Source organism: Xylanibacter ruminicola, from assembly GCF_900142525.1.
Lineage (GTDB): Bacteria > Bacteroidota > Bacteroidia > Bacteroidales > Bacteroidaceae > Prevotella > Prevotella ruminicola_A.
Genome location: NZ_FRBD01000009.1, coordinates 134,238 through 144,828 on the forward strand (window position 1 = coordinate 134,238; position 10,591 = coordinate 144,828).

A 10,591-nucleotide genomic window follows, 5' to 3' on the forward strand; every position below is an offset into this window, starting at 1 on the left:
CTTTAGAACCAAACCTCTTCTTCTGCATCTACTACACTCCAGTCCGTAAGCGAGGCAGTAGCCTTGATCTCCGTCTTAGTCACCTTCAGGTTATAGACATAGTGCATGCCAGATTCCCATTTGCCATTGGGAGCGATTAAGTCTGTTGTACCTTTCTTCAAGATAGGATTCACGTCAGCATAATAGATATCCTTTGTAGAATCACTATTTGTGACAGTGATTTTTATGCGAACATTCGTTGAGGCACCAGCAGTGGTGTAGGTTAACTCCTGTGGTACGATAACACCCAGATATTTGTGATCTGCGGTGTTCACTTCTTTGAGAGGGTTGTTGCCTGCGTCGCCAGTCACCACAGCTGAGCGATCCTTCAAAAGGATATTACCACTGTTGTAGACATTCACCAGTTCTACCACAACGTTGCTGAGGTCCACATAGTTGTGAGTTCCTTCGGCACTTGTACTCAGGACAACCTCTACCTGACTCATCATATAACGGAAGTTCAGGTTGATCGCAGCCTCACGGGCGCAGATGCCACCAATACTCATATCCACCTGAGTATGGTCAGGATTGCCACACATCGTTCCAGCAGCAATCTCTGGCATACCCATCACGAAGTTGCTAGGGAATGTGCTGGCATCGTAATCACCATTCGTTACAACTACACACTGACGGTCTTTATCGTCTGTGGTTACAGTTATTGTTTCAGGATAGATGCCTCGGAAGTGATAGTGCTGGTAGTGGCTGGTCCAGTACAGCGTAGTCGTGCCAGTCCAGTCTATGGAGCCATCAGTCTTCGCCGTTGGAGAGGCTGCTTTCACATACTCTTTCTCGATATTCTCACTACGATAGAACGCAAAGACGTTTTCCTTGGTAGGCGCTGTATCACCATCTCCTATCGTTGCATTTACGTTGATGACTGGGTGCACCTCTTCGGAGTTGACATGAACCCAGTTGGTGACAGTAGCAGTAAGTGCGAGACCCGACTTATTGACTGTAATATTAATAATGTAGTTATGACCAGCCTTTGTCGTATAGTCTGTACTTGCATCGTCATCAAACATTGCTTTACGAATCTCAGCAGCCTTGATGTAGTAGATATTATCATCTGCATTCAGCACGGCAATCACAGCATCATTGCTGGCACCCAGTTGTGTTCCTGGATAGACGATAGCCTGCTTGATGACGGTGATATCTGCATCTGTTGTGCTGGTTGTACCAGCAATAAGCTTGGCCTTATTTCCGTCACTCTCGGCATTTGCATTCTTGATGCTTACGGTACCAGTAGTAAGAGCATAGTCATTATTAGTTCTCTCAATGTCCTCCAATGAAGTTGAGTTAGAAAGCCAAAGCGTTGGGTCTTTCTCAAACTTATTGGTGGTAGCACCAACTGTTCCTTTGGTGAAACCAGCACCAGCCTTGAGGTTGAAAGTAATCTTGCTCAAGGGGTGAACAAACACCATCTTCTTGGCTGCATCGTCATTTCTTTTAGCAAACGTATATTTTGTCAGGTTGTTTGAAACGATGATGTCGCCATTCAGTACATTCTTGCCATCGGTGATGACAGGCCACGACAGACTCTCCCACTCTGCATCAGTCGTAATAGCAGGAGCCTCAGCCATACCGTCGACAGCGACGCCTAATACATTCACGCCACTGGCAGTATTTGTGGCATTGGCAGGATCGCCTGCTCCATAGTCGTCCCAATAGAGCATCTCGCTATCTGTAAACGACAGTTCGTTGATGCTGGTAGTTGAAGCTTCAGTTGTGCAAGTTGTCTTCTGGCTGATGGCTTCAGGTGTTTTGCCGGCCCATGTACCATCTACCTTCAGGCGCACCTGTGTACCTGCCTTCATGGCGTAATATGTGGGGGTAACGGCACGTGTCATCGTCTTCCTGCTTGGAGAACTTTCTACGCCAACGATGAAATCTATAGAACCATCAGCGGTCCTATCGAAAGAACCTCCCATTTCCTCATTAGTGCAGGAACCAAGTCCCAGCACAAATGAGGTTGTGAGAGCATATATGATATTCTTTCTTATCATTGCAAAGAATTAATCTTCCAGTGAAATGTCCTTATTGTTTGCAGTTATGTTAACCCATCCCTGAACGGTACAGGTAATCTTATCAATACCAGACTTCTTCAAAGTGAATGTATAGGTGTATGTATGACCAGGGAACCAGCGAGTAATTGCAGCACCTTGAGCCTGATTCTTTTGATTAGTAACAGTTTCTGCTTTTATTTCACTCAATTTCTTTACGATATAATACTGGTTGTTGTCGCCTGTTACGATAGTAATGCCTACATAGTCATCGTCTGTTGGATTGTCTCCACGAACAAGAGCCTGAGGAACAATTGCATAAGAAAACTCTGTTCCTGTAGCATTTTTAGGGGTAATCTCCTGTTCACCAGTAATTGTACTGGTAGGTATTACAAGACCATTACCCATCTGAACATGAGCTGAATTGCTGAGTTTAGTTATATAAACCTTGCTATTGTCAAGAGTAACTTTGTCTGAACCAGTAGTGGTCTGAAGCTTAATTATAATATTACTCATCATGTGCTGATCTGTGATATTGATTTTTGCTTTTGTGGCACCGATTGCACTTGAGAGTGTAGCCTCATAACCATTTGTTACATTATAAATAGGTTCAGTTGTCATTGGAGCGCCCCAATGAAAATCTGTTGATGCAACAGGGCCTGATGTAATCTCGAAGTAGTCTTTGGCTGCAGATGTTTCAATCGTTGTGTTTTCATTAACTGTGCGGAAGTGGTAATATGCTTTGTTGCTTTCAAAATACCAGTCTGTGCTCCAACTGTTATCGCCATTGTCGCGCAATGTAGCATAATCAGTATAATCGCCATCCCATTTTTTGCCGACATAGTTGTCGGTTATAGTTGAACTTTCGTCGAGAAGTCGATACAATTTGAAGTCTTTACTATATTCACCTGATTGTGAGTCGTAGATTCCGTCAAGTGTTATACGAGCATTTGATGGGTTAAAATTTACTGCATCAACATCTGCCCATGGTTCTACAACAGCAGTTACATTAATAATATTTGTCTTGCCGACAGTAATTTGGTAATTGTAATTCAGCCCCTGCTCCATGATGATTTTGTCAGCATCCTTCTTTGTCATACCCGTAGCATTCTTCAAGGCATCATACATTTGAGCCTGAGTAATGAAATACTGGTTATCATCGATGGTGAAAGTCAGCATATTTGTTGTAGCTGTCGAACTGATTACATAGTCAGGAAGAATCTGTGCCATCAAAGAATAAGTCATGTTTGAAGCTGGTGTCTGTTCTGCCATGAGATCAATATCTTTTTTCGTCACATTTGACCATGTACCTTCTTTCAAATCCAAATCACCATCAACAGGAACGTTTAGGATCTTTACATTGGTGTTATCTGCGAATTGAAATGAACCTGTTCCTGTAAAGCCATCACCCTTCTTTAGATTAACAGTGATTCGGCTCAGAGCATGATTGAATACGAGGTGTCCCTTGTCAAACTTACCAGGGCCGTCTGTTTCTAATGTGTTCTGCAAGCGAAACTGCATTCTACCATTCTCTAGATTAGTGTTGTCCTCAGGATATTTTTGATTTGTGAAATCGTATTTGTAGACTCCGTTTAAACCATCTTCCTTGATATTGTTGCTGTAAGTAAGGTCCTCGTTGGCAAGAGTGGTGCCTGTCTGTGTTGTAGATACTACCCAATTAATCTTCTCATTCTCTGTAGTTTCTGTAAACCAGATAGTACTTCCATCTGTAAGTTTCTCTTCGACGGTTTTGCCGTTGTTCAAAATATCAGTTTTATCTGGAACAGCCAAAGCAAAAACAGAAAGGTTTGCTTTACGTCCAAAAGCATCATCCCAATAACGGACATAAGCTCCATCCACGGAAATTGCAGAATAATCCTTGCCCGTTGCTGCTGCAGCTGCATTTGCTACGGTACGAGTATAACGTGTATTACCACTACCATCCTCACTTTTGATGCGCATAGCCATCTTTGTACTCGCTTTAAAACCAGCGCGAGTCATGGGTTGTTGACTCTCCTCGACAGAGAATGAGATAGCAGTCTTGTTGCTTGGATCTACGACGTCTGTGTTACTCTCCAGGTCGTTGTTACATGCTGTTGTCACCAGTGCGGTGGCTAGAACCAGCGGGTAGAAAAGTTGTTTCATATCGTTTATTTATTCTATTATTATTTCTTGTTATTGTTCGAGATTGGTATCTATTGATCCATAGACTTCTGTCCATGGAGTTAACGTGGCCGTACATTCAATTCGGATGGGATAAAACTCCGTAATCTTCATCTTGTACGTATATATATAGTTCGACTTCCAAGTAAATCTACTTACTTCCTGATTGTCAACATAAGCAGTCACTGGTATATCGGTATAGGTCAATGTATGAGTAGATTCATCATACTTTACCTGGTCTGTCTCTTTAATATATTCCTTCACAAAGCCATCATCCTTTAAAGTGAACGAAATCATCAGTTCCACCTTGTCTTGAGGAATCTGCAATATGCCATCCTCGCACTGACACCAATAGGCATTCGACTCTTCATTGTATTCTGCGAATTTGTCAGTACCAGCATCTGTAAGTAAGGTATAATCACCACTCACAGTTGTTGGATTGGTGAACTCGCCCTCAATCATCGTCTTCTGACTCAAGTCAGCAGAATAGCCATTGGCCGATGTCACGAAACCACCATCACGCTTCACCTTGATTACAATGTTTCTGAGTTGTAGCTCTGCTGGGTCGTTCGACTCGTATGTACTATAGAGGGCAAAACGCACTTTCGTGGTAAAATGATGGAACGGCAGAGCTACGTAGCGGCTTAATGTTGTTGTTGCGCCGTTGCCACTCTTGTTAATGTTTTTATCGCCATTCAGCAGGTCGTAATCCGAATTATTACTCTCTGAAGTACAGCGTATCTGAGCAGGCATATAGGGTTCTTCGCCCTTAGTCACTATTCCATTAGCGCAAGTTTCACTCTTAAATGTTACAGTATTAGGTATTATGAGTTGATTGGCTGATAATGTAAACTGAGATATCTGATTACTTGGAGGACAAGGGGTGATGGCGTAGAAACGATAGGGCATCGATGCGAAATCCCAGTATCGCATAATCTGTGTCTGATAAAAGGAACGAGATTCCGAAGATACATAATCCCATTTGGTATTGTTATTCCAGTTATCAACATAGATGTTTACCTGATACTTATCCATCACCACCTGCTGGTTAGAGGTTCCGAAACCTTTCCAACTGCTCACCAGAAACCCTTGCGATAATGGCTCTGCTGCACGTGTTGCCCTTGTTACAGGAGCATTGAGAGCCGCCTGACTGAACTGCATAGGTGTATCGCCCTCATGGTTTTCTGTTTGCTCGATGATTGAATCAGATGAACACGCGGTGAGGTTGGCACACAGCAATAGTGTGCCAATCCACCACATGGTTTTAAAGTTATATTTAGAAGTCAGAACCATTATCACTAGTACTATATGCCTCAACAGTAGCGCCATCGAATACGATGGGATAAAGAGCCTTTTCTGTTGGAATAGTAGGATCCTCTATGTTAGGAGTAGTCGTGCTAGTAGAACCTGTTGAATTATTAGTAATCTTGAAGGTGTATGTATATGCGGTGTTAGGCTGCCAAGCTGCGATATAAGTTGTTGTTTCTCCTGAAACACTCTTCGCAGGAACATATACGCGTGCATCGTGAACGGTAATCTCCTCACCATTATCCTCAGCTATCAGCTTATATGACACGTGGAAGGTAAAACCAACCTCACTAGTTGTAGGCTGAGCTACAGGATAGTATGTTTTTGGTGATGCGGCATATGTTTGAGTGCCAGAAGTAACCTGCTCAGGGATAACATTGTATTTGGTGCCTGTGACTTTAGCAGTGTATGCTTCCAGATTTGTAGTAGGAACATCGAACTTCAAATTCTCCTGAGTCTTGTTTGCAGCGTCATCAACATGGCTCACAGTGGCAGTAGGTTTCATATCAGTATCATAACTGATGGTAGCGCCACAGGTGGTATAGTAGTCAGTCTTTGTATAGATGGTACCGCTCTTGGTGGCAGGAGTAGCCTGAATACCAGTTTCTTTAGTCGTCACATCGATAATCTGTACTTTATAACCAGGAATATCCTCATAGAATTGCAGGTTTACCTTTGCGCCAAGGTGATAAAACTGCAGTAAAACATCTTTCTTATCTGAATTTAAAGCTTTGTAACCGGCATAAAGAAATTCCGTCTTGCTGTTGTCAGTGTAGCCAGCTGTCTGAGCACCGTTCTCTACGGTTATCTTACCATCGGCATAGCTTACGCCACTAGCCTTGTAAGGAGCATAAGCATAGAAATTGGTATTTGTATATGCCAAGTCCCAATAGCGGAGATACTGGTAATCGTTGGCTGACTTGTACTCAGTCTGAGTAGCGAGATAGCCCTTAGAAGAATCTGTATTCTTATATTCTGCTTTACCGAGTTTCTCATAGAACCAAGGCGACTGGTGGTCATCAAGTTTACCGGCACTTGCATCCCATGTTGAGGCGCCGTTCAGAGCATAACCCTTACCATTGCCATCAGAGTATCCCACCAAGTAGTTGTTCATCACCTGCTGGCTGTTAGTACCATTAACCTTGTAAGCCCAAACACCAAAGTTGTAGCGCTCAAGGGTTTCAAAATTTGTACCACGCGTAATGTTCTTTTTCTCCACACCGAAAGCGATGGGTGCTTCCTGGTCTGCAGCAGAGTTGTTTACCAACCCATCACTACTACAACTGGCCAAGGCCATAGCAGCTACTGCAAAAAATACTTGTTTCTTCATCTTTTTTTTATTCATTTATTTGCTTTATTACTAGTAATAATAATTATATCTCTATATGCCATTCCACCTGGTCGTAATCCTCTACTGTGGGAATAAACAGGCTGCCGCCACCTTCTTCTTCATTCTGGGGTTTTTCCAGTTTACTGCAGTCTATCCACACGGTTATCACGCCGCCATGCGAGTTTGCCTGCATCTGACTGGTCACATCGGCCTCGTAGGTCTTTACCTGATTATTGTTCCATACCAGGTCGTAGTACACCATATTCTTCAGATTGGCGCGACCGCCTTTATATTCGGCCCCCGAGCGGTAGTATGGTTCGTTGTCGCAAAGGCCGAAGGTGGTCAGCTTACCACCGAACACATCGCAGAGCTTTCCCTCTACTTCGATGTTCTGTTTCATGCGGGTGTTGAAGTACACCAGACTTGGTGTGTTGCCTGTATGGCCCGTATTCACATTTGTACTGCTGGCCATCGACGATATAGCGGTATTACCGTTTATTCCCTTTATTCGACCGTCGTCGTTGTTTAGCAACACAAACTGCACCAGATAGATATACACCAGCGGGTGCAACTCGGCTTCTAAGTGCTTAATATAGATATTCTCAACCGGATCGTACTCGTAATCGCTCAGATCGGGCGATATATACACATTCTCCGAGTAGGCGCCATAGAAAATCTCAGGCTGATTCAGAATTCCCAATGGAGTTTCGTCGCCGTTCGACCTGCTTGCCTCCAGTATGCTGCGCGCTATGCCTCGTGTACCGGTTGTTGTCGCTATAACAGAGTCGCCATCCTCTTTTATCAACAACACCTGGGTGCCATCCTTCGAGTCGATGTTACTATACAGCAACATGTCGTAGTATCCAAACTGGAAGTAACGTCGGAAACGGTTTGTATTGATGGTGAACATGTCTACACTGGTGTGTTTGTTATGGATATCATCGCCCTTGTAGTAGCGATACACCTCATAACTCGTTGGTATTGGATAGTCTAATCCGCCCCAAATGGAGTCGTCTTTTATATCCCAACCGTAATACCATTCATGATTCAGCTGCACCTCATTATCCCAAACAATGTTCATTTCAGTCTGTGACACCTGCACCTCCACGCCTATCTCCTGTCCAGGCAGATGCAATGGTGGCTCAATGCATCCCACTAAGCCCTGCATTACTGCTATTATATATATAATAAGGTGTAAACGTTTCATCTTACAACCTCCTTTCCACGCTTTCGGTAAATAATATCGTAGGTTATATGCACACCTGCATTGGTAGGTCCGAGCCACATAAAGCGGTGGTTGCGCTCCTTAAATTCACTTGTGTTACCATGATAGTCATAATAGTAGAGACCATCAATAGACCCATTAACAGGATTTCCCCACACATACGGGTCGTATCTAGTCACAAAGAAGCCCAGACTGGCACTGACCTCCAACCTCAGGTTACCTCGCTTGTTCAGGTTCCATGTGTGACCTACTCCTATGCCGGCGCCGCCACCTTCGCCCTGCCAACCTTTGTCGGGACCGAAACCTATACCGTATTTCATAAACTCTGCATATCCGTCAAGATAGGGACCTACGAACTCTCCCCCACCCTTAAAATATCGACGCACCGACAGTTGGAAGTCGCGAATCTGCATAAAGTTCTGCGTATCCCAATGTCTGTGGTTGGTAAAAGTAAAACCAGCGTTGAAAGTATAGTGGCCGCTCAGCGGGTAATATTCTGCCTGAATGTTCGCGCCCGGTGCAAAGCCAAACTGAGGTACATAGAGGAAGTCATGTAAGAGATTAGTTCTCACAGCAATCATATGTCTACGAGGATATTCACTTTCCATTTCTGCAGCAGGTATCTCTACGATTGTATCACCTGGCAGCACAGACAGTTCCTGTGCAGTGGAGTCAACAGCCGACACGCTGGATGGAGTCGACATCTGACAAGGCTTGGCTACATACCACAACACCACACGACTTTGACGTAGCGTGGGGAAGTATTGTTTCAGCAGTCGCTTCCAAGTACGTCCGCCATTCAGGGCCATCAACATTTGTTTGCATCGACGTTCATCAGCGTTACTTTTCTCCCAGATATCCTTTACCTGCTTATATTCCACGTCGCCAGCCTGCTCCATCAATTTCACCAAATAGGCATAATCCTCCGTTACGCACTTAGCACTTACGGGATAATCAGAAACGGGAGCATCCTCATGTCTGTTCAGAAATTCTATCAAACGTTTCGTACGCTCACGACTTAAGCGAACATTATTATCGTAAGGGCCCTCTGGAGAAGCTGCACCTTTTACAAATACTTCACGCAACACCAGATGATGCTTCTTGACCCAAGGCAGCAAGCTATCGTTATACAGACTGATAAAAGGATCATCCTTTTTAATTTCAGTACGGTTAACCTCAAATCTCAGACCTCGAGCAATTTCATCAAACAGAGAATCACAAATAACTGGTGGAGTAGTAACCATTGAGTCAGACACGAAGACAAAAGGATAGTCTGGAAGCTGCCTGTATGATTTAGCATAGCTCTCATCGAAGATGCGGCCATCACCACACCCACGTGTCCAATCCGTCTGAGCCAATACGGTCAGCTGGCAGCGACAGATTAATACGAACACAATGAAAAACTTCAGTCTACAGCTGAATTTTGTTTTCACCTTAATCCTTTAAGTAATGTTTTATTATATCAATCCCTAATTTTGCAAAAATGCAAATGCAAAATTACACAAATTATGCAAAAAACACAAAATTAATTGTCAAGTTAACAATATTTAGCTTTCCCTTATCTACGTTTGTACGTTATTTCCTGATAAATGCCTTGGCGCACCTCCGTTCTCAGTAGCATTTGTTGTTTGGTCAGCGTCACCACCTCATGTTCTTCACGTCCTTCTATGTTCAGTTTCCGCCCATCAAATGAATATCCTACTGGCGGACTGGCCTCGTCTGTACGGTCGTACTGGGTGATGGTGCGATCGGTAATCACCCAATAACCTACGCCAAGCCCTGGTTTACTGTACCCCTCTCCCTCGGCATAAAACTGAGTGCTGATGGCATCCCATGTACCTATCAGCTCGGCATCGTCGTTATCATAACCATTATAATCTGCACTGCATGCCGTCATACTTAAACTCATAATTCCTGCCATCGCGGCAGCCATCAAATACTTTAAATTCCACGTCATAGGCTAACATGTTTTAGATTGTAGTACTTCCTGAGGCAAATATAAGCAAAATCCTTAAAACTTCCAAGCTTTTTTGCAAAAAAATAATCGCAAAGTTTTTTTATATCAAAGTTTATTTTTCACGCCATTGTTGTTTTATTGTTAGCGCTGACGTAACCTTATCATAATCAAGTAGTTAGCAATTAGAGAGTATTGGTAGCAATAACAACAAAGTCGGACTAAAAAAAGTTTTATTCAAAGAAATAACAAAAAACGATCTGATTTCAGCGGAAAAGTGATCGAGAGGACTGCCCCTATGATTCTTATAACGAGAAAATCAATAAATTACGGCCAACTATTCATAAAAACGTTGTATATTGCTGAGTATCAGCATTTTAACACTATGAATAGTTGGCGTCAACTATTCATACACTATTCATAGTGATGATACAATATGTATATTATTTGACATAACAGATGTGAATAAATGGCAGCAAAAAGACTGTTTCCAACAGTGATAGAAATGGGTTACATACCGTCACATCGGCGGTGACACTCTGTCACACCCACGGTTACAGAGTGTCACTCCG

Annotated in this window: 7 protein-coding genes; all 7 read right to left on the reverse strand. The window is 43.3% G+C overall.

All coding sequences use genetic code 11. From position 1 onward, the window contains the following. Positions 1-2: 2 nt before the first annotated feature. The 7 genes from BUB86_RS07375 to BUB86_RS07405 all read right to left on the reverse strand — a co-directional run bounded on the left by BUB86_RS07375 (position 3) and on the right by BUB86_RS07405 (position 10,022). Positions 3-2,042, reverse strand: coding sequence for a fimbrillin family protein (locus tag BUB86_RS07375; RefSeq protein ID WP_073207681.1), 2,040 nt, complete (start codon positions 2,040-2,042; stop codon positions 3-5). Between the two features lie 9 nt (positions 2,043-2,051). Continuing rightward, a complete protein-coding gene (locus tag BUB86_RS07380) occupies positions 2,052-4,184 on the reverse strand; it encodes a fimbrillin family protein (protein WP_073207684.1) in 2,133 nt (710 codons plus the stop codon). A 30-nt stretch (positions 4,185-4,214) separates the two neighbouring features. Beyond that, positions 4,215-5,462: a fimbrillin family protein gene (locus tag BUB86_RS07385; RefSeq protein WP_139261505.1), complete on the reverse strand. Its 1,248-nt coding sequence runs from the start codon at positions 5,460-5,462 to the stop codon at positions 4,215-4,217. Positions 5,463-5,478: 16 nt separating this feature from the next. Then, positions 5,479-6,840: a fimbrillin family protein gene (locus tag BUB86_RS07390; protein WP_175549436.1), complete on the reverse strand. Its 1,362-nt coding sequence runs from the start codon at positions 6,838-6,840 to the stop codon at positions 5,479-5,481. A 43-nt stretch (positions 6,841-6,883) separates the two neighbouring features. Further along, complete coding sequence (locus tag BUB86_RS07395; RefSeq protein WP_139261506.1) at positions 6,884-8,047, reverse strand: hypothetical protein; 1,164 nt, start codon at positions 8,045-8,047, stop codon at positions 6,884-6,886. Beyond that, positions 8,044-9,498 (reverse strand): DUF3575 domain-containing protein, encoded by a 1,455-nt coding sequence (locus BUB86_RS07400; RefSeq protein WP_139261507.1) that lies wholly within the window; start codon positions 9,496-9,498, stop codon positions 8,044-8,046. Before BUB86_RS07400 ends, BUB86_RS07395 begins: the two co-directional genes overlap by 4 nt. A 125-nt stretch (positions 9,499-9,623) precedes the next feature. Then, positions 9,624-10,022 (reverse strand): hypothetical protein, encoded by a 399-nt coding sequence (locus tag BUB86_RS07405; RefSeq protein ID WP_073207700.1) that lies wholly within the window; start codon positions 10,020-10,022, stop codon positions 9,624-9,626. Between the last annotated feature and the right edge of the window lie 569 nt (positions 10,023-10,591).

Excerpts from the sequence above, each read along its gene's own strand:
- BUB86_RS07375 (WP_073207681.1), bottom strand. The coding sequence starts at position 2,042 with ATGATAAGAAAGAATATCATATATGCTCTCACAACCTCATTTGTGCTG.
- BUB86_RS07380 (WP_073207684.1), bottom strand. The coding sequence starts at position 4,184 with ATGAAACAACTTTTCTACCCGCTGGTTCTAGCCACCGCACTGGTGACA.
- BUB86_RS07385 (WP_139261505.1), bottom strand. The coding sequence starts at position 5,462 with ATGTGGTGGATTGGCACACTATTGCTGTGTGCCAACCTCACCGCGTGT.
- BUB86_RS07390 (WP_175549436.1), bottom strand. The coding sequence starts at position 6,840 with ATGAAGAAACAAGTATTTTTTGCAGTAGCTGCTATGGCCTTGGCCAGT.
- BUB86_RS07395 (WP_139261506.1), bottom strand. The coding sequence starts at position 8,047 with ATGAAACGTTTACACCTTATTATATATATAATAGCAGTAATGCAGGGC.
- BUB86_RS07405 (WP_073207700.1), bottom strand. The coding sequence starts at position 10,022 with ATGACGTGGAATTTAAAGTATTTGATGGCTGCCGCGATGGCAGGAATT.